The organism is Vibrio owensii CAIM 1854 = LMG 25443, assembly GCF_000817815.1.
Lineage (GTDB): Bacteria > Pseudomonadota > Gammaproteobacteria > Enterobacterales > Vibrionaceae > Vibrio > Vibrio owensii.
Map to the genome: position 1 here is coordinate 1 of NZ_JPRD01000002.1, position 21092 is coordinate 21092.

At 46.8% G+C, this 21092-nt stretch carries 24 protein-coding genes; 10 read left to right on the plus strand and 14 right to left on the minus strand.

Annotated features, from left to right (window positions below; translation table 11 throughout):
• Positions 1-48 precede the first annotated feature (48 nt).
• The 5 genes from H735_RS00300 to H735_RS31290 form a co-directional block, all read right to left on the minus strand.
• Positions 49-651: a thiol:disulfide interchange protein DsbA/DsbL gene (locus H735_RS00300; RefSeq protein WP_005440776.1), complete on the minus strand. Its 603-nt coding sequence runs from the start codon at positions 649-651 to the stop codon at positions 49-51.
• 34 nt (positions 652-685) lie between these two features.
• Positions 686-1672: a serine/threonine protein kinase gene (locus H735_RS00305; RefSeq protein ID WP_020196729.1), complete on the minus strand. Its 987-nt coding sequence runs from the start codon at positions 1670-1672 to the stop codon at positions 686-688.
• 48 nt (positions 1673-1720) lie between these two features.
• Positions 1721-3142, minus strand: coding sequence for a cytochrome c oxidase accessory protein CcoG (ccoG, locus tag H735_RS00310; RefSeq protein ID WP_020196730.1), 1422 nt, complete (start codon positions 3140-3142; stop codon positions 1721-1723).
• Positions 3143-3454: 312 nt separating this feature from the next.
• Complete coding sequence (locus tag H735_RS00315) at positions 3455-3721, minus strand: YihD family protein (protein ID WP_005429763.1); 267 nt, start codon at positions 3719-3721, stop codon at positions 3455-3457.
• 122 nt (positions 3722-3843) lie between these two features.
• Complete coding sequence (locus tag H735_RS31290) at positions 3844-4011, minus strand: hypothetical protein (protein ID WP_020196731.1); 168 nt, start codon at positions 4009-4011, stop codon at positions 3844-3846.
• A 296-nt stretch (positions 4012-4307) separates the two neighbouring features.
• Between H735_RS31290 and H735_RS00320 the strand changes: the two genes are divergently transcribed.
• Both H735_RS00320 and trhA read left to right on the plus strand, forming a co-directional pair.
• Positions 4308-5114 (plus strand): sporulation protein, encoded by an 807-nt coding sequence (locus H735_RS00320; protein WP_020196732.1) that lies wholly within the window; start codon positions 4308-4310, stop codon positions 5112-5114.
• A 72-nt stretch (positions 5115-5186) separates the two neighbouring features.
• Positions 5187-5840 carry a PAQR family membrane homeostasis protein TrhA gene (trhA, locus tag H735_RS00325; protein WP_020196733.1) on the plus strand — a complete coding sequence of 218 codons (654 nt, stop codon included), beginning with the start codon at positions 5187-5189 and terminating at the stop codon, positions 5838-5840.
• A 38-nt stretch (positions 5841-5878) separates the two neighbouring features.
• On the opposite strand, the gene H735_RS00330 is transcribed toward trhA, so the two are convergent.
• The 6 genes from H735_RS00330 to def all read right to left on the minus strand — a co-directional run bounded on the left by H735_RS00330 (position 5879) and on the right by def (position 12303).
• Positions 5879-6517, minus strand: a complete 639-nt coding sequence (locus tag H735_RS00330) for a DUF3157 family protein (protein WP_020196734.1) — start codon at positions 6515-6517, stop codon at positions 5879-5881.
• A 25-nt stretch (positions 6518-6542) separates the two neighbouring features.
• Positions 6543-7988: a TrkH family potassium uptake protein gene (locus tag H735_RS00335; protein ID WP_020196735.1), complete on the minus strand. Its 1446-nt coding sequence runs from the start codon at positions 7986-7988 to the stop codon at positions 6543-6545.
• Positions 7989-7997: 9 nt separating this feature from the next.
• Positions 7998-9374, minus strand: a complete 1377-nt coding sequence (trkA, locus tag H735_RS00340) for a Trk system potassium transporter TrkA (RefSeq protein ID WP_005440765.1) — start codon at positions 9372-9374, stop codon at positions 7998-8000.
• 63 nt (positions 9375-9437) lie between these two features.
• Entirely contained in the window at positions 9438-10721 is a 1284-nt protein-coding gene (rsmB, locus tag H735_RS00345) for a 16S rRNA (cytosine(967)-C(5))-methyltransferase RsmB (RefSeq protein WP_020196736.1), read from the minus strand.
• Positions 10722-10803: 82 nt separating this feature from the next.
• Complete coding sequence (gene fmt, locus H735_RS00350) at positions 10804-11751, minus strand: methionyl-tRNA formyltransferase (protein WP_020196737.1); 948 nt, start codon at positions 11749-11751, stop codon at positions 10804-10806.
• 33 nt (positions 11752-11784) lie between these two features.
• Positions 11785-12303, minus strand: coding sequence for a peptide deformylase (def, locus tag H735_RS00355; RefSeq protein ID WP_020196738.1), 519 nt, complete (start codon positions 12301-12303; stop codon positions 11785-11787).
• A gap of 138 nt (positions 12304-12441) precedes the next feature.
• Here def and H735_RS00360 point away from each other — a divergent pair, with 138 nt between their 5' ends.
• Genes H735_RS00360 through H735_RS00375 form a run of 4 tightly spaced genes read left to right on the plus strand, consistent with a single transcriptional unit; the run spans position 12442 to position 15703 of the window.
• Positions 12442-13536, plus strand: a complete 1095-nt coding sequence (locus tag H735_RS00360; protein WP_020196739.1) for a LysM peptidoglycan-binding domain-containing protein — start codon at positions 12442-12444, stop codon at positions 13534-13536.
• Positions 13520-14629: a DNA-processing protein DprA gene (gene dprA / locus H735_RS00365; RefSeq protein ID WP_020196740.1), complete on the plus strand. Its 1110-nt coding sequence runs from the start codon at positions 13520-13522 to the stop codon at positions 14627-14629. The genes H735_RS00360 and dprA overlap by 17 nt, the downstream gene beginning before the upstream one ends.
• A 2-nt stretch (positions 14630-14631) precedes the next feature.
• Entirely contained in the window at positions 14632-15111 is a 480-nt protein-coding gene (locus H735_RS00370) for a DUF494 family protein (RefSeq protein WP_027726740.1), read from the plus strand.
• Between the two features lie 22 nt (positions 15112-15133).
• Positions 15134-15703 carry a DNA topoisomerase family protein gene (locus tag H735_RS00375; RefSeq protein ID WP_020196742.1) on the plus strand — a complete coding sequence of 190 codons (570 nt, stop codon included), beginning with the start codon at positions 15134-15136 and terminating at the stop codon, positions 15701-15703.
• 64 nt (positions 15704-15767) lie between these two features.
• Here the strand turns inward: H735_RS00375 and H735_RS00380 are convergent, their stop codons facing one another.
• Both H735_RS00380 and purE read right to left on the minus strand, forming a co-directional pair.
• Positions 15768-16901 carry a 5-(carboxyamino)imidazole ribonucleotide synthase gene (locus H735_RS00380; RefSeq protein WP_020196743.1) on the minus strand — a complete coding sequence of 378 codons (1134 nt, stop codon included), beginning with the start codon at positions 16899-16901 and terminating at the stop codon, positions 15768-15770.
• 4 nt (positions 16902-16905) lie between these two features.
• Positions 16906-17391, minus strand: a complete 486-nt coding sequence (gene purE, locus H735_RS00385; RefSeq protein WP_005440742.1) for a 5-(carboxyamino)imidazole ribonucleotide mutase — start codon at positions 17389-17391, stop codon at positions 16906-16908.
• A gap of 200 nt (positions 17392-17591) precedes the next feature.
• Here purE and tsaC point away from each other — a divergent pair, with 200 nt between their 5' ends.
• The 4 genes from tsaC to H735_RS00405 all read left to right on the plus strand — a co-directional run bounded on the left by tsaC (position 17592) and on the right by H735_RS00405 (position 20303).
• Positions 17592-18149 (plus strand): L-threonylcarbamoyladenylate synthase type 1 TsaC, encoded by a 558-nt coding sequence (gene tsaC, locus H735_RS00390; RefSeq protein WP_020196744.1) that lies wholly within the window; start codon positions 17592-17594, stop codon positions 18147-18149.
• Between the two features lie 34 nt (positions 18150-18183).
• Positions 18184-19101 (plus strand): oxygen-dependent coproporphyrinogen oxidase, encoded by a 918-nt coding sequence (hemF, locus tag H735_RS00395; RefSeq protein WP_020196745.1) that lies wholly within the window; start codon positions 18184-18186, stop codon positions 19099-19101.
• Between the two features lie 101 nt (positions 19102-19202).
• A complete protein-coding gene (gene aroE, locus H735_RS00400) occupies positions 19203-20036 on the plus strand; it encodes a shikimate dehydrogenase (RefSeq protein ID WP_020196746.1) in 834 nt (277 codons plus the stop codon).
• 3 nt (positions 20037-20039) lie between these two features.
• Positions 20040-20303 carry a DUF1488 family protein gene (locus tag H735_RS00405; RefSeq protein WP_009708001.1) on the plus strand — a complete coding sequence of 88 codons (264 nt, stop codon included), beginning with the start codon at positions 20040-20042 and terminating at the stop codon, positions 20301-20303.
• Positions 20304-20317: 14 nt separating this feature from the next.
• Here the strand turns inward: H735_RS00405 and H735_RS00410 are convergent, their stop codons facing one another.
• On the minus strand, positions 20318-20869 hold the full coding sequence (locus H735_RS00410; RefSeq protein ID WP_020196747.1) for a gamma carbonic anhydrase family protein: 552 nt from the start codon (positions 20867-20869) through the stop codon (positions 20318-20320).
• Positions 20870-21092 lie beyond the last annotated feature (223 nt).

Genomic DNA, 21092 nt, shown 5'->3' on the forward strand with positions numbered 1-21092 from the left:
GTGAACGGCATTAGAGCAATGTGCTCCCCTTTTTAATGATGGTCTGAATCACTTCAGCGTCAGCAAGTAGTTCACTAGCGCGAAGTACTCGTCAGTAGACTTAATGCCCTGTGCTTGAACTAGGTATTTGTTGTTAACGATAACCGCTGGAACACCAGTTAGGCCGCTGTTTTCAAATTGCTTGTCCATACGGCGAACCATTGAATCAACCGCGAAGCCTTTGAATGCAGCATCGAATTTCTTCGCATCTACGCCTTCATCTAGGAAGATTTGACGAAGTTCTGCATCGTCACGTGGTGCTTTACGCATGTTGTGAATGCGGTTAAACATCACTGGCACCATCTTGTCTTCAATTTTAAGCGCAACCATGGTCGCGTATGCTTTGCTCATTGAAGGGCCCATGTTGCCACCCATGAATGACACGTGGTTCTTTTGCAGTTTCACACCTTCAGGTAGCTGCTTCTTCAGTTGCTGAATGATCGGCTCGAAAGAATGACAGTGTGGGCAGTAGAAAGAGAAGAACTCAGTCACTACAGGCTTTTTCGATGCCTCTAGATCCAATACTTTGTAATGTTCACCTTCTTTGAATTGCGCTGCATGTGCCGACAGGCTTAGCATCAGCATAGAAAACAGTGCGAACAGCTTTTTCATTTAATTATCTCCATTTTGAATTGTTCGGCCTGACTTACCATTGAGGCATTAAAGATAGCGGTGCTTCTTCTAAGTTGGCAATCTGCTCTTTAAATGCCAGGACCTGACCTTCCCAGTATTTTGGCTCATTAAACCATGGAAAAGCGAGCGGAAATGCCGGGTCGTGCCACCGTTTTGCTAGCCATGCCATATAGTGCACCATTCGTAGACCGCGAAGTGGTTCGATTAGTTTCAATTCTGCCGAGTTAAAATCGCAAAACTCTTGGTAACCTTCTAAAACAATATCTAATTGCATTAACTTGTCTTGGCGTTCGCCATTGAGCAGCATCCATAAGTCTTGTACCGCTGGGCCATTACGTGAGTCATCCAAATCGACAAACATTGGGCCATCGCGCCATAAGATGTTCCCTGGATGGCAATCGCCATGCAGACGAATGGTGTTGAAGCCTTCTTGCCAGTGACTTTCAATCGACTTGATCAGCATATCCAAATCATTGAAAAAGCTGTTCTCCAAATGCATCGGAATCATATTGGCGTTTTGCAAAATCTCTCTTGGTTGATAGAGGTATTCTGGCAAGCCTATGGTTGGTCGGTGCTGGAAGGCTTGGCGGCTACCGACTTTGTGGATGCGGCCAAGGAAACGACCCACACCTTCAAGCTGATCTAAGTTGTCGACTTCATACTGACGGCCACCCACGCTCTCAAACAAAGCAAAACCGTAGCCTTGGTAATGATGCAAAGTATGACCATTAATGCGAACGGGTGGAGCGACCGGAATTTCGTTTTCGATCAATTCAAGCGTGAAATCATGCTCTTCTTGAATCTGCTCGTTGCTCCAACGTCCAGGGCGGTAGAACTTCACCACGTAGCGCTGACGCTCTTCGTCTGTGAATTGGTAAACGCGGTTTTCGTAGCTGTTGAGTGCTAGAAAGCCCGATTCTGCTCGAATGCCGATGCTCTCTAGCGCGTACCACATAAAGTCAGGCGTGAGGGCATCAAAGTTGAAAGTACCTTGGGACATATAAATAAAAAGGCTCATTACTGAGCCTTTTTCCATTGGTCATTGAAGTTATAGCTTCTTGATAAATCGGCTTTCCACTTCAATGGTGAATTCGTTGCTCTTATCGGTGAGTATAAACTGAATTGTCGTGATCGCAGAGTCTAGCTTGTCAGGATCTGCGCCAAGGCTCATTGGTAAGTTCAATACCTCTCCTGGTTCAACTTGAATGGTTTGTTTGCCATACCAGCTAACATCACTCAAACCTTCGACGTTCAAGTCGTACTCTTGAACTTGTTGAGTTTTGTTGATCACTTTCAAGGTATAGGTGTTTTCTACTTCGCCAGAGCTGTTCACTCGGAACAATTGGTTACGGTCACGTAGAACACTCATGCCTGCTGGATCAACCGATGCGATTTGTAGGAAGAACAGACCAATCATGACTAACAGTACAGCGCCATAGCCAAGCAGTTTTGGACGCATGACTTTGGTGCTCTTACCTGAGAGGCGATGCTCTGTGGTGTAGTTGATCAGACCTTTCTCGTAACCCATGCGCTCCATAGTGTTGTCACACGCATCAATACATGCACCACAGTTGATACACTCATACTGCAAGCCATCGCGGATATCGATGCCGGTCGGACATACCTGAACACACAAGTCACAATCGATACAGTCACCTAAACCAAGCTGCTTTGGATCAGCTTTACGTGAACGAGGGCCACGCTTTTCACCACGCTTGGTGTCGTAGCCCACAATGAAAGTGTCTTTGTCGAACATCGCTGATTGGAAACGCGCGTAAGGACACATGTGAATACACATGATAGAGCGCATCCAGCCGGCATTGCCGTAGGTACAAATGGCAAAGAACATCACCCAGAAGACTGGCCAGAAGTTGGCATTAAAGGTGAAGAAGTCGATAACTAGCTGCTTCATCGGCACGAAATAACCGACAAAGGTGAAGCCAGTGGCGAGCGCTATCGCAAACCACGCTATGTGCTTGAGGGTTTTGCGCATTGCTAAATTGGCCGTCAGTTTATTGGAGTCTTGCTTACGGCGTTTATTAGCACTGCCTTCGAGTTTTTCCTCAAACCAGATATAAATGAAGGTCCACACGGTTTGCGGGCACAAGTAGCCACACCAAACCCGCCCCAAGAAGGTGGTGATAAAGAACAGCCCAAACGCGGCGATTACAAACAGCAGTGCGAGTAGGGTAAGGTCTTGTGGATACAGCGTTGTGCCGAAAAAGTTGAACTGCTGGTTACCGATGTCCAGCAAAATGGCTTGGCGCTCGCCGTAAGGAATCCATGGAACCAATGCAAACAACAGCAACAAAAACCAACCGCCATAACGACGCAGCTTTTGAAACGTGCCTTTACTCTCACGTACATAGATTCGATTACTTGGGTTGAAACGATCCCCGTTCCCTTTGTGGGTTTTCGGGTTAAAGGTTTTTGGAGTCACATCTTTGATATCAATCTTATCCTGACTCATGCACTCATCCTTCTTTAGGCTTTCTTATAATGTACGGTGACATTTCTAATGATGTCACTCGATGACATTGCTGCTTCGCCCATATCATTATTCATGACTGGACATAATTATTTTAGTAAATACTGATGAACGGCGATTATACAATCAATAACAATTCCGTTTCTTTAACGCAGTCAACGTTTAACAACAAAAGTCAGTACAGTTAACCTGATAAATGACTGAACAGTTATAAATACCTTTTTGAACTGTTTGATTTAGTTATAAAAAAAGCGACTCAAATGAGTCGCTTATCAATGCTGGGTGTTGAGCGGTTTACTTGATGATACCGCGTGCGCGTAGGATCGCTGTTTTGAAATCATCTTCTTGGTCTTTCTTAAGACCTGGGATCATTTCATCTTTGCCGCTGTTGCGCATTTTTAGGTGGTAGATCAGCACGTCATCGGTGAGATCTTCCAGTTTACCTTCGTAACCCGCTTCGTTTGCCAGTTTCATGATGAACTGTAGCAGGTTCATTTCTTGGTCTTTATGCCACTCAGGTTCTAGTAGCTCAAGCAGCTCTTCAATACGATGACACTTCATTTCTTTCTCCACAGAATTTATAGGTGTTATTTGCTACTAAAGGTATCAAATTGCTTGGCGAACACCAAATAGGAAAGGGCGGAGAGAAAAGAAAAAAGCGCGGTGATTGCCGCGCTTTTTAATTAAGCTGCTTTGATAACTTTGTTTGGAACACTTGGCACAATCGCTGTCTTCTCAACCAGAGTCATTGCTGGCGCAACTAGTTTTGCCTTTGGCGCAGTAGTAAAACCACTGCGACGGCGCATTGCACTACGATTTGTATGTGCGAACCTGACTGTTGTTGGGCGCATTTAGATACCTAACTGCCAGGCATATCCATTGCCGATGTAATGGCCTAACTCACTATGAGTTGAGCTTCAACTGCTTGAAGGGTGGCTCTTCTGGCTCTCGCCAATCCAAATAATGAATCAGGAATAACGATATGCATGCATATCATGTATAGGTTAGCACTCCTGTCATAATTGGTCGATAGTTGAGCAGTTGAATTGTATGGAATTTATGGTTTTCTGTGCGAATTCGAGACGAAAATTTGTTTTGATCCCATGATCAGCAGTAGTAGTATGAGATCTCTACCAAGGAGGTGCATATGTCATTTTTGAAGAAGACACTTGCGAGTTTTGGGATCGGCAGTGCCAAGGTCGATTCGATCCTAAACCAAGACGTGCTGTTTCCCGGTCAGAGTGTGGATGTCTCTATCCACGTCTATGGCGGAGCGACCGAACAAGCGATCGATAACATCGATCTCAAGCTGTGTTGCCGTTATATCGCGGAAGCGCCAGACGATCGCGGAGCAAGAGAAGGGCACAGCATGCGACGCGTACCCCAAACGCATGTTCTGGCAAAGTGGAACCTCCCATACGCATTTACTATCCATCCCGGCGAAGATCGAACCTTTGAAGTTAAACTCGATGTGCCGTGGAATACCCCTGTCACCATCGGTGATGCCAAAGTCTGGTTAGAAACGGGTTTGGACGTTGCGATGGCACTCGATCCTACCGACAAAGACATTCTCACCGTTAGACCTGACCCACTTATGGATGCCGTTTTGTCTGCTTTTGAATCGCAAGGTTTGCGTATTCGCCAAGTAGAGTGCGAAGAAGTTAAAGGCTTTGACCTGCCATTTGTACAAGAGTTTGAAATGGTGCCAACCGATGGCCCGTATCATGGCGTATGGCGAGAGTTGGAATTTGTTGCTCACCGCGACGAGCAGAACCTCAAGCTGTGGTTTGAAGTGGACCGCACCCGCAGCGGAGCAAGTGGCATGCTGGCAAGCTTACTCGGGAGTGGCAAACTAAAACGCGAACTGAGCATTCCGGTGAACACGAAACTGGACGACGTTGGCCCATTAATCCTGAATTACCTCGAACAAACCACAGCTGCACACGAGTCTTAATTTAAGCTTACACGTGTACGCTTAATGTGCCATACTAGAGTGAATATTCAAAACTCTAGTATAGGCACGTTCATGTCCTCACCTCAGAAAGCACAATACAGTCAGGGCGAAGAACTGGCCAACTCCATTACCCATGGTATCGGAATGATTTTCGGTATTGTTGGCTTGGTACTACTATTGATTAAAGCCGTCGACCACCAAGCCGACGCGTTAACCATTACCAGTATGGCGATCTATGGTTCTAGCATGATTGTCCTGTTTCTGGCCTCTACGCTCTACCATGCGATCCCATATCCAAAAGCTAAGCGTTGGCTGAAAACCTTCGACCACTGTGCCATCTATCTTTTGATTGCGGGCAGCTACACACCGTTTCTATTGGTGAGTTTGCGTACCCCATTGGCGATTGGGTTGATGATTGTGATTTGGACCATCGCGCTGATCGGCATCATCATGAAAGTCGCGTTTGTCTATCGATTCAAAAAATTGTCTTTGATGACGTATCTGGTGATGGGGTGGTTATCGTTGATCGTGATTTACCAACTGGCGATAAATCTGGATATTGGTGGTTTGACGCTTTTAGCCGCTGGTGGATTGGTGTATTCGATCGGGGTGATTTTCTACGTTGCCAAGCGAATCCCATTTAATCACGCAATTTGGCACGGCTTCGTGTTGGCGGGTTGTGTATGTCACTTCTTCGCGATTTATTACTTTGTCGAGCCTATCTAGCTGATAGAGATAAGCCCGACAAAGCATGTCTTATCGTATTAGCGAGTTTTCACTTCTAATACTTCTGCTGAGAACTGGTATTGCTGCGACTGTGGCACTGCCAGTTTAATCGCTTTACCTTGCTCGGCTTGCTGTGGGCGAAGGTAAGTATCTGCCATGCGTTTGATAGATTGCCAAACCGTGATGTTTTCTTTCGCTAATTGTTTGCCAGCCATATCGAATACCTGTACTTCCACTTCTACCTGAATCACCGATTGTGAGCTTTGGTTAGTGATAGAAGTTGGGAAGATCAGTTCACCATCCTCGTAGCTTGCCGAGCCAATCAATACATCCACACCTGAATCAGACAGCTGCATGGTTGGCTTCTTCGCGTTTACAACAACGGTAGTACCGACTTTCTTGTTCACAACGGGAATTATCGCCATCTTCGTTGTTTCAGGAGCTGATGTTGCCACGGCTTCAACGGCGGTAGTTGAGGCTACAACAGCTGCCGCTTCTACTGCTTCAACTTTCTCTAGTGTGGTTTCTGTGGCTTTTGTTGTGGCCTTTTTCACAACATACTCCCACGTGAAGTCGTCGTTCAGTTTTACTTCGCGTCCATCCGTCAGTTTCACAACTTCGGCTGCGAAAACCGATGAAGAGGCGAGTAGGGTCGCCAGAGTGATCCATGTTTTCATTGTTATACCTTTTATTTGAGTCTGGTTAACGGCGCCAAAACGCAGGGAAGAACAGTACAAGAATAGTCAGAATTTCCAGACGGCCCATCAACATACCAAAGCTTAGTAGCCACTTAGCTGCGTCTGGTAAAGGTGCAAAGTTACCAGTTGGGCCAATCACGCTGCCCATACCCGGACCCACGTTCGCTACTGCGGTAATGGAACCAGAAATACTGGTCACAGGGTCTAGGCCAAGTGCACTTAAGCAGCCAGCAACAAAGATGATGGTGATAAAGAACATCAAACCAAATGCCACCACTGAACGAACAATATCGTCATTCACTGGGCGTTGGTTGTAGCGCTGAACGAACACGCCTGATGGGTGAATCAGTTTCATGATTTGCTTGTTAAGCAGTGTCATTGCGATCTGGAAACGGAAGATTTTAATCCCGCCAGAGGTCGAGCCTGAACACGCGCCCGCCATCATTAAGAAAGCAAACAGTGTGGTTGGCAAAGCGCCCCATGCGGTGAAGTCTTCTAGACCAAACCCAGTAGTCGTCACCACCGACACGATGTTGAACATTGAAACGCGCAGTGCATCCAAAATGGTGTAACCATCGCGAATCACTAACCAAGCAGAAACCACTAAGCTAGAGAATAAGAACAAGTAGGCAAAACCGCGTACCTGAGCATCTCTAATTAATACTTCGACACTGCGCTTGCGTAGCGCGGCAACAAACAACAGGAATGGCAGGCCACCAAGGAACATAAAGGTGGTTGCGACCCAGTGCGCACCATTGGAGAAGTGGTTCATCGAACCGTCAGATGTTGAGTATCCGCCCGTAGACAGGGTTGTGAAGGCGTGGTTGATGGCTTCAAACAGGTTCATGCCAGTCAGCAAATAACCCACAATACACAAGCCTGTCAGCATCAGATACACCAATACGATGTTCTTCGCGACGGTCTTGGCTCTCGGGCTGCTCTTATCAGACCAATCAGACGATTCGGTTTGGAACAGCTTCATACCACCAACGTTAAGCATTGGTAGGATAGCTACCGCCATCACGATAAAGCCAATACCCCCCAACCATTGCAAGATGGAACGCCACAACAAGATACTCGGTGCCATGTTGTCTAAACCACTGAGTACAGTAGAGCCTGTGGTGGTGATGCCAGACATAGTTTCGAAATAGGCGTCGGTAAAGCTAATGTGGTTGATAAACACAAACGGCAATGCAGCAAACGCACTGGCGATGGTCCATACCAAACTGGTGATGAGGAACATGTCACGCACACTGAGTTTGAACTTGGCGGTTCGACCAATCGTCAAACAGATGAATGCGGCTAGGTGGGTGATCACAACGGCTTGGGCGAAATCGAGGAATCCGCCCGTACCAGTGAAAAACGCGACCAAAGTCGGCACGTACATAAAAAGGGCCAGTTTGGATAAAACCAGCCCGATAACAAACAGTACGGGACGTAAGTTGACCATAGGAAAATCCTAGAGGAAGAATGGACTCGGCTGGAACAGCGCTTCGACGTCTGGTACGTACTTTTTGTCGACCAGGAACATCACGACGTGGTCATCTTGTTCGATGACGGTACGATCGTGTGCGATAAGAACTTCTTCGCCACGAACGATAGCACCAATGGTGGTTCCTGGTGGGAGTTTGATATCACCAATCGCGCGACCCACCACTTTCGATGTGGTTTCGTCACCGTGCGCAACGGCTTCGATGGCTTCTGCCGCGCCACGACGCAGAGAAGATACGTTAACGATGTCAGCACGACGAACGTGCGTGAGTAGAGCAGAAATCGTCGCTTGTTGTGGTGAGATCGCCACATCAATCACGCCGCCTTGTACTAGGTCGACATAAGCGCCGCGCTGGATCAGCACCATCACTTTCTTCGCGCCCATGCGTTTTGCCAACATCGCTGACATGATGTTGGTTTCATCCTCGTTGGTTAACGCGATGAACACATCTACTTGGTCGATGTTTTCTTCGGTCAGCAGTTCTTGATCCGCAGCATCACCACAGAAGACGATGGTGTTTTCTAGCTGCTCAGACAGTTTTTCTGCACGCTGATAGTTACGCTCAATCAACTTCACACTGTAAGCTTGCTCTAGGCGTTTTGCTAAGCTGGCACCGATGTTACCACCACCGACAATCATGATGCGGCGGTAAGGTTTCTCAAGGCGCTGAAGTTCACTCATTACCGAGCGAATGTGGTTACTTGCTGCAACAAAGAAGACTTCATCATCGGCTTCTATGATGGTGGTGCCTTGTGGGCGAATAGGGCGACCTTGACGGAAAATTGCAGCAACACGAGTATCGATGTGTGGCATGTGTTCACGCAGAGCGGATAGAGCGTTACCAACCAGCGGGCCACCATAGTAGGCTTTTACTGCGACTAGGCTGACTTTTTGCTCGGCAAAGCTGACGACTTGCAATGCGCCAGGGTATTGGATCAGGCGTTCGATGTAGCTGGTTACCAGCTCTTCAGGTGCGATAAGGTGATCGACAGGGATTGCACCAGATTTGAATAGCGCCTCTTTTTCTGCCAAATACTCTGGAGAACGAATACGTGCAACACGGTTTGGGGTATTGTACAGAGTGAAGGCAACCTGACACGCGGCCATATTGGTCTCATCGGTGTTAGTCACCGCAACTAGCATGTCGGCGTCTTGTGCACCTGCTTCACGCAACACATCTGGGTGACTCGCGTGACCATTAACAACGCGAAGATCGTACTTGTCTTGCAACTCTCGCAGTCGGTCGCCATTTTTGTCGACGATGGTGATGTCGTTATTCTCACCAACGAGGTTTTCTGCCAATGTGCCGCCAACCTGACCAGCACCAAGAATAATGATTTTCATACTCTTTACTCGTTATCTGAAAAAGGCGATTGAATTCGCTTCAATCGCCTATTTAGCATGCTGTTACGCGTGTTTTTTCGTTAGCACTGCGTAGTAGAAACCATCCATATCTTCTTCACCTGGCAGAATCTGACGACCAGGTTGTTCGGGATCAGAGTCCACTAGTTGCGCATCCGCAGTACGTGCTAAGAATGCTTTTACTTGCTCCACGTTTTCTTGTGGTGTGATTGAGCAAGTCGCGTAAACCATGGTGCCGCCCGGTTTCAGTTGCGTCCACATTGCATCAAAAATTTCGCTCTGTAGTTCCGCAAGTGCGGCAATATCATCAGCACGACGTAGCCATTTGATGTCTGGGTGACGACGAATTACGCCCGTTGCAGAGCATGGTGCGTCCAACAAAATGCGATCAAATTGTTCGCCTTGCCACCATTCTTGAGGATTACGCGCATCGCCGCAAACCACTTTTGCCTGAAGGTTGAGACGCTTCAGGTTTTCGTGCACACGTTTAAGACGTGTGTCGTCGCAGTCAATGGCTACCACTTCGCTGCCAGACGTACGCTCAAGAATATGCGCCGTCTTACCGCCCGGTGCTGCACAGCAGTCTAGGATCAGCTCGCCATCTTTTGGTTCAAGATAGTTAATCGACAACTGTGCTGCCGCATCTTGCACCGATACCCAACCTTTTTCAAAGCCCGGTAGTTTCATCACATCGCATGGCGCGGCCAATTTTAGGGCGTCCATTGCTTGTGTGTGTGGCGTGCTATCAATGTTTTCATTTTTGAGTAGCGTTAGGTATTCATCACGAGTGTGGTGCTGGTGGTTTACACGCAGCCACATTGGCGCTTTTTGGTTGTTGGCTTCAACAATGCTTTCCCACTGCTCTGGGTAAGCTTCTTGCAGCAGTTTAAGTAACCAGCTTGGGTGGCCATACTTGCCCGCATTGTTGCTGACCGCCATTTGGTCTAGTTCTTCTTGGTTGCGCTGATAGTTACGCAATACCGCGTTGATAAGACCGCGTAGACGAGGACCTTTCAGCTCTTTAGTACCTTCAACCGTTTCACCGACTGCAGCGTGCGCAGGAATACGCATGAAGCTTAGTTGATAAATGCCAACCAAAATAAGGTGATGGAAAACGCGTTGTTTGCCTTTTAACGGCTTATCCATCAACTGGTTTGCAATCATTTCTAGGCGAGGGAGGTAACGTAGAGCGCCGTAACAGATCTCTTGTAGAAGAGCGTGGTCACGTGGTCGTACGTTTTGTTGAGCCGCTGGAAGAGCGCTTGAAAGTGAGTGGCCCTTGTCGACGACGAGATACAAGACGTTGGCAGCCGCAGCGCGAACATTCATGATGAGTACCTTAAAGTAAAGGAGGGCATCTCTGCCCTCTAAAAGTTCGTATTATTGGTCTTTGACACTATTGTTTGGCTTTTTAAACCAGTTGGGTGCCAACTTCAAACCAAGATGCACGTGAGTTCAGAATATCTTGAACTGACATGGCTTTTTTACCCGGAACTTGCAGTTGTTCCAGTACCAGTGTGCCATTGCCTGTCGCAACATAAATACCGGTTTTATCTGCTTGCACAATAGTGCCCGCTGGCTTGTCACTGGTTTGTTCCGCCACACGGCTTTGCCATACTTTGATGCTGTTTTCAGCCGCTTCAAAGTGGCTCATTGGCCATGGGTTGAATGCGCGAACGCAACGCTCGATGTGTGCCGCGTCGTCATTCCAATTAATGCGTGCTTCTTCTTTGCTCAGCTTCTTCGCGTAGTTTGCAAACTCGTCATCTTGCTTCACCGGTTCAGCTTTACCTGTTGCGATGTATGCTAGGCAGTCAATCAGTGCATCAGGGCCCAAGCCTGCAAGTTTTTCGTACATTGATGCGCTGGTGTCGCTTGCTTCAATCGGCAATGTTGCGATTTTCAGCATGTCACCTGTATCCAAACCAATGTCCATCTGCATGATGGTCACGCCAGTATCTGCATCACCAGCCCAAATTGAGCGTTGGATCGGAGCTGCACCACGCCAGCGAGGAAGAATCGAACCGTGCACGTTAATACAGCCCAATTTAGGCGTATCTAGCACGACTTGTGGAAGCAATAGACCGTAAGCCACAACCACCATGATGTCGGCATTCAGATCAGCAAGCTCTTGCTTGGCTTCATCTGATTTGAAGTTTTCTGGCTGGTATACCGGAATATCGTGCTCAAGCGCGATGGTTTTCACTGGGCTGGCAGTAAGCTTCTTACCACGACCTGCTGGTCGGTCTGGTTGAGTGTATACCGCAATTACTTCGTGCTCCGAAGACAACAACGCCGCCAAGTGACGGGCGGCGAAATCCGGAGTACCTGCAAAGACAATACGTAAAGACTGACTCAAGGTAGGCTTCCTTCTAATTAAATTGTATCGAGATTAAGCGTTTTGCTGTTTCTCGTTAAAGCGTTTGATTTTCGCTAGCTTGTCTTGAATACGCTTACGCTTAAGTGGTGATAGGTAATCAACGAACAGTTTACCCATTAGGTGGTCTAGTTCGTGTTGAACGCAGATTGCTAGCAGATCGTCAGCGTCAAATGTGTATTCTTTGCCGTCGCGATCTAGGGCTTTAACCGTAACTTCAGCAGCACGAGGCACAAGTGCGCGAGCACCTGGTACCGATAGACAGCCTTCTTCGATGCCGTCTTCGCCACGCTTTTCCAGAATCTCAGGGTTGATAAGCACCATAGGCTCATCGCGAGTCTCTGAAATATCGATAACTACGATACGTTTGTGGACATCAACCTGCGTTGCCGCAAGGCCAATACCTTCTTCGTCGTACATGGTTTCAATCATGTTATCGACGATTTTTTGAATCTCAGGTGTCACCTCTTCTACAGGTTTTGCAACGGTACGCAGGCGATCATCTGGGAATGTTAATACTTGTAATACAGACATATTCACTCGAAATATTGAACTGTGCCGTAACAGCACAAACCTTGTTGGCTCAATTCTAGACATTTTATGACCTAAATGACAGCATCCTGATACCAATTTCCATTCTGGTAACTGCCTAATAGACCAAGGACGAGGGTCATGAATCGAATTTTCCGCAACGTTTCTCGTATTACGTTGCCGTTACTTTTCTCTTTCAATGTTGTAGCAAATACGGACTCCCAACCACTTACCGTTAAAGATGATGCACCCAAAACTTACGTTGTGGTGAAAGGTGATACGCTTTGGGATATTTCAGCGATGTACCTTGATAGCCCTTGGTTGTGGCCTCGTTTGTGGCAAGTGAACCCAGAAATCGATAACCCGCACCTGATTTATCCGGGAGACAAGTTATCGCTGGTGTGGATTAATGGTCAGCCAGTCTTGAGCTTAAAACCCGTCAAAAAACTCAGCCCTAAAGCTCGCATCACTGAAAAGAAAGCGGTACCTACCGTAGCCGAAGGTTTGGTGATGCCGTACTTAAAATCCGATCGCTTAGTGGATGATGAGACATTAGAAAACGCGGCGAAGGTGATGGGTAGCAGTAAAGGCAGTAAATACCTGACCGCAGAAGACACGCTGTATATCAGTGGCAAGCAAGCATGGACAGATTGGGCAATCTATCGACCTGTGGAAACTTTCTCTCGAGATGATGTATCACAACAAATCACGGCATTACGTTTGATTGCCAAAGGTGAGTTGATCGAAGCGTCGGATGAATTTTCAGGACTGAAAATCACCACTCAACTGCAAGAGATTATCCGTAATGATATTGCTTTGCCGGTTCAAGCATTAGAAAACGGGGATTTCACGGCCACCTTCTATCCATTACCTTCGCCGCAAGGCAGTTCTGCTAAGTTATTGGGGAATATTGAAGGCATTCGTTTTAGTTCGACTAACCAAGTGGTGGTGATCGATAAAGGCACATCGGACGAACTTCGCCAAGGCAGTGTGTTCGCTCTTAAAGAAGATGCGCATCCTGTTTATAAAGATGGCGATGACTTTGCCAAGGACAACGGCTTTCTCGATTCCAAGATCACCTTGCCACAGAGTAAAGTTGGTGAGTTACTCGTGATTCGCCCTTATAAATATTTCAGCCTTGCTTTGATCACCAATAGCACCAAACCAATCAATAAAGAGGTATCTGTGGTTTCTCCTCTGGTAGAGGAATCAACCACCAATGAAACCACACAATGATACGGATCTCGCTGCCTGGCTAAAGCTGAGTTGTTTGCCAGGCATTGGCGGGGTCAAGCTGAGTAAGCTGCTGAGCAAAGACACGCCGAGTAATATTGTCCAATATTCCACGGAGCAGCTTCAGCTTTTAGGCTTAACGGCAAAACAACTGCAAGCGTGGTCGCAGGTCGATAAAGAAGTCGATGCTTGTCTGACTTGGGCTGCAGCATCTTCTCATCATCATATTCTTACTTTGGCGGATGTTTTGTACCCGCCACTTCTCAAACAAACCGTCGCACCGCCTCCTTTATTATTCATAAAGGGAGATGCGAGCTGCTTGTCTCAGCCACAAATAGCCATGGTTGGCAGTCGTAATGCCAGCGTGGATGGACTACAACATGCAAGAGGCTTTGCGTCAGACTTGGTGCAACACGATCTGATCGTCACCAGTGGTTTAGCATTAGGTATTGATGGTCATGCTCATGATGGTGCGCTTTTAGCTGGAGGTAAAACCATTGCAGTGCTTGGTTCTGGGTTGGAACAAGTGTACCCAGCAAGACACCGAGGTTTGGCGCAGCGAGTGATGGAAAATGGTGCGCTTGTCTCTGAGTTTCGTCCTGATGCTAAACCTCGCGCAGAAAACTTCCCTCGTCGTAATCGAATTATTAGTGGTTTGTCGCTGGGTGTTTTGGTGGTGGAAGCTGCTGAAAAAAGTGGTTCCTTAATCACTGCTCGCTATGCCCTTGAGCAAGGTCGAGAAGTTTTCGCTCTGCCAGCTTCGATTAATGCTCCTAACGCCAGTGGTGGTAATCAATTGATTCGTAACGGGGCATGCCTCGTACAAAATACTCAAGAGGTGCTGAATGAAATACAGTCTTTACTCGACTGGTCTATTAATCAGAGCTTAGATTTATTTTCTGCGCCAATTGATGAAGAAGAATTGCCATTTCCTCAGCTGTTAGCTAACGTAGGAAATGAGGCTACACCAGTTGATATTCTTGCAAGCAGGACCAATATACCTGTCCAAGAAGTCATGATGCAGCTCTTAGAGCTTGAGCTTTCAGGGCATGTTGTTGCAGTATCCGGTGGCTATATTCGAAAGGGGAGGGGCTAGCTATGATGATGGATATACTTATGTATCTATTCGAAACCTACATCCATAGCGATGCAGAGTTACAAGTCGAACAAGACGAATTGGAAGATGAATTGCTTCGTGCAGGCTTCCAGCAAAAAGACATCTACAAAGCCCTTGTCTGGTTAGAAGAGCTGGCGGCATTGCAACAAAGCGATGAACATTCAGCCATTTCAACCTGCATTGCATCGGCATCGACACGTACCTATACCGCTTCAGAGATGCAGCGACTGGACCTCGAATGTCGTGGTTTCTTGTTGTTCCTAGAGCAAATCAATGTTCTGACCACAGAAACGCGTGAGATGGTTATCGACCGTGTAATGGGGCTTGAAACCAATGAGTTTGAGCTTGAGGACCTTAAATGGATCATTCTTATGGTGCTGTTTAATGTTCCAGGCAACGAAAACGCCTACACGCTGATGGAAGAGCTGCTGTACACCAAGGAACAAGGTATTCTTCATTAATATCTTCGCTTGAGCGGTGAGTATGAGTTGTAAAATCGATCACAACCTTTTTTCGGCACACGAGCATGCGCTTGAGCGCGAACCTTGCCCTAAATGCGGTGGGGAAGTTTCGCTTAAGCACGGTAAACACGGTCCTTTTTTAGGTTGTAGCCAATACCCAAGTTGCGATTACATTAAGCCGCTACACAGTAATGATGGTCACATCGTGAAAGAGTTGGGTGTGCCTTGCCCTGAGTGTGGCAATGAATTGGTACTCCGCCAAGGGCGCTACGGTATGTTCGTTGGTTGTAGCCATTACCCAGCATGTCATCATATTGAGTCGATTAACCAACCTGAGCCAGAGCAGCAAGCGAAAGAGCAACACGCTTGCCCTGAATGTGGCAAAGGACATTTGGTTGAGCGTAAAACCCGATTTGGTAAAACATTCTACGCGTGTGATAACTATCCGAAGTGCAAGTTTGCGGTTAACTTGCCGCCTGTAAGAGGCCGCTGCGAGGAATGTGGATTTACCTTGTTGGTAGAAAAGAAACTTGCCAGCGGGGTTAAACTGCAATGCGCGAGTCGTAAGTGCCAGCATACCCAATCACAATAACTTTCAGTACGAATTAAAAAGGGTCGCATCATGCGACCCTTTTGCTATTTATTCCGCTGCTTTTCTATGCTTGCCACTGCTTGGCAAATTCATGTACGGCAGGGAAAGCCTGTTCATCCAATACGTCTGCTAATGCACAAAGTTTACGATTAAGTTCGCCAGTGTAGTCACCACATACGTTGATGTGACCCATCTTGCGACCCGCACGTTTTTCTTTGCCGTACCAATGAATGTGGCAACCATCCATTGCTAGCAATGCTTCTGGTAGTGTGTCTTCACCAAGAATATTAATCATTGAGGTTTCACGAACCAGCTTAGTGCTACCCAAAGGCATACCGCACACGGCGCGTAGGTGGTTCTCAAACTGAGAGGTTTCTGCACCTTGTTGAGTCCAGTGACCAGAGTTGTGTACGCGTGGTGCGATTTCATTAACTAGCAAAGTACCGTCAACATCGAAGAACTCCAGCGCTAGCACACCAACGTAATTCAAGCTGTTGGCAACGGCCGTGAACATCTGTTTTGCTTGCTCTTGCAACTCTGGTGCATCAATCGCGGTAGAAAGGCTCAATACACCATTGGTGTGGACGTTCTCTGCCAGAGGGTATACTTCAACGCTGCCATCTTTACCACGGGCACCAACCAGTGAAACTTCGCGGTTAAAAGGGACAAACTCCTCAGCAACAATCGCTTGAGTTGGTGTTGCGGCAATGCACTCTGCCATCTCAGTCCAAATGTCTTCGACTTGAGAAGTTTCTTTTAAGCGCCACTGGCCTTTACCATCGTAACCACCTAATGCACTTTTCAGAACCATTGGCATACCAACGTGTTCAATTGCGCGGTCAAAGTCTTCACGAGTTTCGATTACGTAGTATTTCGCGTTACGCACGTCAGCATCATCAAGTAATGCTTTTTCAATGCGGCGATCACCACCTGCTTTGATGGCTTGCGTACTTGGTAAGAACTTACCGCTCGCTTCGCAAACATCGAGCACATCATGTGGGATATGCTCGAACTCAGCAGTAATGACGTCGACTTGTTCAATTGCATTCTCTAAGCCGTTGCCTAGTACGTGCTGAGTCAGTGGATGAACGATGTTACCGCTGCCCACATCGTAAGCTGATATTTGAATATTCAGTGGCGCACCAGCCAGAGACATCATACGAGCTAGTTGACCCGCACCAAGAACCAGTACATGCATCTGATTAATCCTCAGCAGGGTTTGGGTTCGCCAATACGGTTTCCGTTTGTTCGTTACGGAACGCTTCGACTTTTGCCATGATCGCTTCATCATGTGTACCAAGGATTTGAGCTGCTAGGATGCCAGCGTTTGCTGCGCCTGCTTCGCCAATCGCCAATGTACCAACCGCAATACCCTTTGGCATTTGTACGATAGAAAGCAGTGAATCCATGCCTTTCAGTGCACGAGACTGAACTGGAACGCCAAGTACAGGTACGCTGGTAAACGCTGCTGCCATACCTGGTAGGTGGGCGGCTCCGCCTGCACCCGCGATGATGACTTTAATACCGCGTTCTTTGGCACTGCTTGCGTAATCAGCCAATAATTGAGGAGTACGGTGAGCTGACACCACCTTTGTTTCGTAAGACACGCCAAATTGATCCAGCATGTCCGCTGCTAGTTTCATGGTTGGCCAATCTGATTTAGAACCCATGATGATACCGACTTTCATCTCAAACTCCTTCAAGCTGCAAAATTAGGTGAGCTGATAAATTTGTGCGCATTATACGGGGATTTTCACCTCAAGCAAACGTTTGCGTGTGTTTGTAAATGGTATTGATACATTTTATAAACAAATTGATTTAGTCTCTGAGAATGAATATTTGTACACTTAGTGCAAACACAACAGATAAGACTATCAGGAAGTAATTGGTGGATAACTTTGAACAGGTGCTTGAAGCACTACAAAAAGGCGAAGTGATTGCCTATCCAACAGAAGGCGTATTTGGTGTCGGCTGTGATCCAGATAACCCAGAAGCGATTCAAAAGCTGCTAGAGCTAAAGCAGCGCCCAGTAGAGAAGGGGCTAATTCTTATTGCGGCTAGTTATGAGCAGCTTTTGCCTTATGTTGATGAATCTCAGTTGACTCAAGAGCAGTTAGATAAAGTCCACGCAACGTGGCCAGGGCCATACACTTGGATCATGCCAGCGAGTGACAAAGTCTCTCACTGGGTATCGGGTCAATTTGATTCGATTGCAGTACGTGTGACTGATCATCCTTTAGTACAAAAGATGTGTAATGCATTCGGAAAGCCGCTAACCTCTACCAGCGCGAATCTTACTGGTCTGCCTCCTTGTATGACGACGGAAGAAGTTGAAGAACAGTTAGGTGACCGACTTGTGGCGATCTTACGTGGTGAAACCAGCGGTCGTGACAAGCCTAGTGAAATCCGTGATGCTAAAACCTCGCAAATATTAAGACAGGGCTAACCCTGCTAGTCAGCAATCAATAGGTACTACACGTATGTCAGCAATCGATAAGCACGCCGTAAAGCAGTTCTTGATGTCACTTCAGGATTCCATTTGTCAGCAACTAGAACAAGAAGATGGAAAGGCCGTCTTTGTCGAAGATGCTTGGCAACGTGAAAAAGGAGAGCGTCTTGGTGGCGGTGGCCGTACTCGCGTATTGCGTGATGGTCTTATCTTCGAGCAAGGAGGAGTGAACTTCTCTCATGTAGAAGGTAATGAAATGCCAGCATCAGCGACAGCACATCGTCCAGAGTTAGCGGGTCGTCGTTTTGAAGCGATGGGTGTTTCTTTGGTTATTCACCCTAAAAACCCTTATGTACCGACTTCGCACGCTAATGTCCGCTTCTTTATTGCAGAGAAAGACGGTGAAGACCCAATTTGGTGGTTTGGTGGTGGTTTTGACCTCACGCCTTTCTACCCATTTGAAGAAGATTGCCAATCATGGCACGACACAGCAAAACAGCTTTGTGCATCATTTGGTGAAGACGTTTACGCAGAGCACAAAGCATGGTGTGACAAATACTTCTTCCTACCACATCGAAATGAAACTCGCGGTGTCGGCGGTCTGTTCTTTGATGACCTAAACCAGTGGGAATTTGATAAGTGCTTTGACTACATCAAAGCGGTTGGTGAGGGATACTGCCAAGCTTACCTTCCGATCGTTTCTCGTCGTAAAGACATTGAATACGGTGAGCGTGAGCGCGAGTTCCAATTGTACCGACGTGGTCGTTACGTAGAGTTCAACCTAGTGTATGACCGTGGCACTCTGTTTGGTTTGCAAAGTGGTGGTCGTACCGAGTCGATTCTTATGTCAATGCCACCACTTGCGCGTTGGGAATACAGCTATGAACCGCAAGCTGGTTCACCAGAGGCAGAGCTTTATGAGCAATACCTAACGCCCCGAGAATGGTAAGCGCTGAATCTCCTTTTCTATATAGATAGATAGTGATAGGGTCATCTGTAATCAGGTGGCCCTGTTTTTTTTCTATATAAGTAAGGAATAAAGGTAAGGAAATGACTCAGCAAATTGATCGCTATGCCGTGTTTGGTAACCCTATCGGACACAGTAAGTCGCCATTCATTCACACCTTGTTTGCTCGTCAAACCAATCAGTCTTTGGTGTACACCGCAGAAAGTGCACCTGTTGATGGCTTTATTGACGCAGCGAAGGTGTTTTTTGCTGAAGGTGGCAAGGGGTGCAACATTACCATGCCATTTAAAGAAGATGCTTATCAATTTGCTAGCCGTTTGACTGAGCGTGCTCAGTTGGCGGGTGCAGTGAACACTCTCAAGAAGTTAGATGATGGTGAAATCATTGGTGACAACACCGATGGGGCAGGTCTAGTGCAGGATTTGCTTCAGCACCAAGTTGTATTGGAAGGTGCACGAATCCTCATTATTGGTGCTGGTGGTGCCGCTCGTGGTGTTATTAAGCCACTGCTTGATCAAAAGCCGGCTTCTTTAACCATTACCAACCGTACCTTTAGTAAAGCACAGGGGCTTGCAGAGTTGTTTGTCTCTCACGGTCCTATCGTCGCCAAAGAGATGGAAAGTATTAATGAAGAGTATGATGTCATCATTAACTCTACTTCTGCTTCTCTTAGTGGTGAACTGCCTGCTATCTCTTGCTCTATCTTTGCCGCCAATAGCACAAGCTATGACATGATTTATGGCAAAGGGGTGACGAGCTTTAACTTATGGGCAAGAGAAAATGGTGCCGCTCATGCGTATGATGGTCTTGGAATGCTAGTTGGGCAGGCTGCAGAAAGCTTCATGCTCTGGCGCGGGTTACGTCCTGGTGCCAAACAAATTCTCAGAGAACTAAGAAAGAACCTTGAAGGTCAGTAATCAATGAATCAATCTATCCTATTCCCTGACATGCAGTCTTGGGATGAAGCCTCGCAATCGGTAAATTTTGCTGCGCAGCAATCTGGTGCGTTGATTGAATGTTATGTAACAAAACAAAAGTTAGAAAAGCTTAGTGGTTCACTGATTGAAACTGAGCAAGCGGCAATTAAAGTGTTTACTGATTACCGATTCGATCTAGAAGAAATCGCTGAAGAGCTAATAGAAGATGAAGCCTTCGATGAAGAAGGCCATATCATTATCGATTAGCGGACTATACCTGACTACTCATTGATGTCTTCTACTTCAGTAATGTAGTCGTTTTTGTTCTGCACATAGTTGTTGGCAGATTTTTGCAAGAAAGCTCGTTCTTTATCTGATAGAGGGCGAGCTTGCTTAACAGGGCTTCCAACATATAAATAGCCACTTTCTAATACCTTCCCTGGTGGCACCAAACTTCCTGCACCAATCATCACATCTGATTCCACCACCACGTTGTCTAAGACAATAGCGCCCATACCGACTAGGACGCGATCGTGGATCTCACAGCCATGCAGCATCACTTTGTGACCTATGGTGACATCATTACCAATGATGAGCGGGTAGCCTTTGGGATTTTCCGCGTTTTTATGAGTTACATGAAGTACGCTGCCATCTTGAATGTTGGTTCGCTCTCCTATATGGATATGGTTTACATCACCCCGAGCTGCGACCAATGGCCAGATACTAGAATCATCGCCAATTCGGATATCACCGACTAACACAGAGGTTGAGTCGACATATACACGTTCGCCCAACTGAGGACGTATACCTTTATAACTTCTCATTGAACTCATCTTTACTCCTTATAAAGCGTTAATAACGGTGATATCTGGTGAGAAGAGTAGCAAAAACTCGCCTTTTAGAATAAAAAACATTCAAACGATAAAAAAATCAAAAAAAACGAGAAAAAGGGCTTGCCAATGTGATCGCAATCTCTATAATGCCACCTCGCTGACACGGCAACGCTTCGAAGCTTAGGTTTCGAAAGTAAGAAGCCAAGTTAGCAAGCCAATTAGC

What these genes read in the sequence shown, in the direction of transcription:
- H735_RS00320 (WP_020196732.1), top strand. Translation starts at nt 4,308, where the DNA reads ATGTCATTTTTGAAGAAGACACTTGCGAGTTTTGGGATCGGCAGTGCC.
- H735_RS00360 (WP_020196739.1), top strand. Translation starts at nt 12,442, where the DNA reads ATGAATCGAATTTTCCGCAACGTTTCTCGTATTACGTTGCCGTTACTT.
- trkA (WP_005440765.1), bottom strand. Translation starts at nt 9,374, where the DNA reads ATGAAAATCATTATTCTTGGTGCTGGTCAGGTTGGCGGCACATTGGCA.
- dprA (WP_020196740.1), top strand. Translation starts at nt 13,520, where the DNA reads ATGAAACCACACAATGATACGGATCTCGCTGCCTGGCTAAAGCTGAGT.
- rsmB (WP_020196736.1), bottom strand. Translation starts at nt 10,721, where the DNA reads ATGAATGTTCGCGCTGCGGCTGCCAACGTCTTGTATCTCGTCGTCGAC.
- H735_RS00330 (WP_020196734.1), bottom strand. Translation starts at nt 6,517, where the DNA reads ATGAAAACATGGATCACTCTGGCGACCCTACTCGCCTCTTCATCGGTT.
- H735_RS00305 (WP_020196729.1), bottom strand. Translation starts at nt 1,672, where the DNA reads ATGTCCCAAGGTACTTTCAACTTTGATGCCCTCACGCCTGACTTTATG.
- H735_RS00380 (WP_020196743.1), bottom strand. Translation starts at nt 16,901, where the DNA reads ATGCATGTACTGGTTCTTGGTGCGGGTCAACTAGCTCGTATGATGTCT.
- H735_RS31290 (WP_020196731.1), bottom strand. Translation starts at nt 4,011, where the DNA reads ATGCGCCCAACAACAGTCAGGTTCGCACATACAAATCGTAGTGCAATG.
- H735_RS00300 (WP_005440776.1), bottom strand. Translation starts at nt 651, where the DNA reads ATGAAAAAGCTGTTCGCACTGTTTTCTATGCTGATGCTAAGCCTGTCG.
- purE (WP_005440742.1), bottom strand. Translation starts at nt 17,391, where the DNA reads ATGAAAGTCGGTATCATCATGGGTTCTAAATCAGATTGGCCAACCATG.
- ccoG (WP_020196730.1), bottom strand. Translation starts at nt 3,142, where the DNA reads ATGAGTCAGGATAAGATTGATATCAAAGATGTGACTCCAAAAACCTTT.
- H735_RS00315 (WP_005429763.1), bottom strand. Translation starts at nt 3,721, where the DNA reads ATGAAGTGTCATCGTATTGAAGAGCTGCTTGAGCTACTAGAACCTGAG.
- H735_RS00410 (WP_020196747.1), bottom strand. Translation starts at nt 20,869, where the DNA reads ATGAGTTCAATGAGAAGTTATAAAGGTATACGTCCTCAGTTGGGCGAA.
- H735_RS00405 (WP_009708001.1), top strand. Translation starts at nt 20,040, where the DNA reads ATGAATCAATCTATCCTATTCCCTGACATGCAGTCTTGGGATGAAGCC.
- aroE (WP_020196746.1), top strand. Translation starts at nt 19,203, where the DNA reads ATGACTCAGCAAATTGATCGCTATGCCGTGTTTGGTAACCCTATCGGA.
- trhA (WP_020196733.1), top strand. Translation starts at nt 5,187, where the DNA reads ATGTCCTCACCTCAGAAAGCACAATACAGTCAGGGCGAAGAACTGGCC.
- H735_RS00335 (WP_020196735.1), bottom strand. Translation starts at nt 7,988, where the DNA reads ATGGTCAACTTACGTCCCGTACTGTTTGTTATCGGGCTGGTTTTATCC.
- def (WP_020196738.1), bottom strand. Translation starts at nt 12,303, where the DNA reads ATGTCTGTATTACAAGTATTAACATTCCCAGATGATCGCCTGCGTACC.
- H735_RS00375 (WP_020196742.1), top strand. Translation starts at nt 15,134, where the DNA reads ATGAGTTGTAAAATCGATCACAACCTTTTTTCGGCACACGAGCATGCG.
- hemF (WP_020196745.1), top strand. Translation starts at nt 18,184, where the DNA reads ATGTCAGCAATCGATAAGCACGCCGTAAAGCAGTTCTTGATGTCACTT.
- H735_RS00370 (WP_027726740.1), top strand. Translation starts at nt 14,632, where the DNA reads ATGATGATGGATATACTTATGTATCTATTCGAAACCTACATCCATAGC.